General features: G+C 32.4%; 1 protein-coding gene. It reads right to left on the bottom strand.

The window, feature by feature from the left end:
• Positions 1-94: 94 nt before the first annotated feature.
• Positions 95-596, bottom strand: a 502-nt coding sequence (locus BABA_RS02505) for a DUF536 domain-containing protein (RefSeq protein WP_007083547.1), incomplete at its 5' end; no start/stop codon positions are given.

Below are 596 nucleotides of genomic sequence, written 5' to 3'. Positions count from 1 at the left end.
TTTGAAACAACTTCATACGCTCTGATTTCTCTTACACCATTATCTTGTAAGGCTCTTAAAATTTTTCTATCAAAGGTTTGTGCCATAAATTACCTCACTTCCAAAATTGATACCATTTTTTAGAAACTTGATTATTTAATTGTTCTTGTCCTTTTATTTTATCATTTAAGGCTTCCATTTGCTTTTTAATGGTTTGGACTTCTTCCTGCGATTGATTCTCTTTTTTATCCTCCTGAGGCATTTTAAGAGCTTTCAATTCATTGATTTCTGATTTATACTCTTCTAGTAATTTTTTATCCTGTAAGGCTAGGCGTTGTTGTTGGTCTAAGAGATTTTGCATTTGCGATATTTGGCTATCTTTATTTTCTAGTTGCTTATCTTTAACAAATAACTGTTGTTCTAGTATTTTAACTACAGATAAATCACCAGTTGTGGGGTTACTAGTATCGGTTACCTTGTCGTTACCAGTTGCGTTACTAGTGGTAAAGTGTTGTTTTAACAACATATATCCAGTATAGGTTACTACTAAAGTTTTCACCCCGTTACTAGTAATGGTTTCCACATGGTTTGCTCTAAATTCTTCGGTTAATCTTTTC

The organism is Neobacillus bataviensis LMG 21833, from assembly GCF_000307875.1.
GTDB classification, from domain to species: domain Bacteria; phylum Bacillota; class Bacilli; order Bacillales; family Cytobacillaceae; genus Neobacillus; species Neobacillus bataviensis.
Note: the sequence above shows the minus strand (reverse complement) of the source record. Positions and strands in the feature narration are given on the sequence as shown.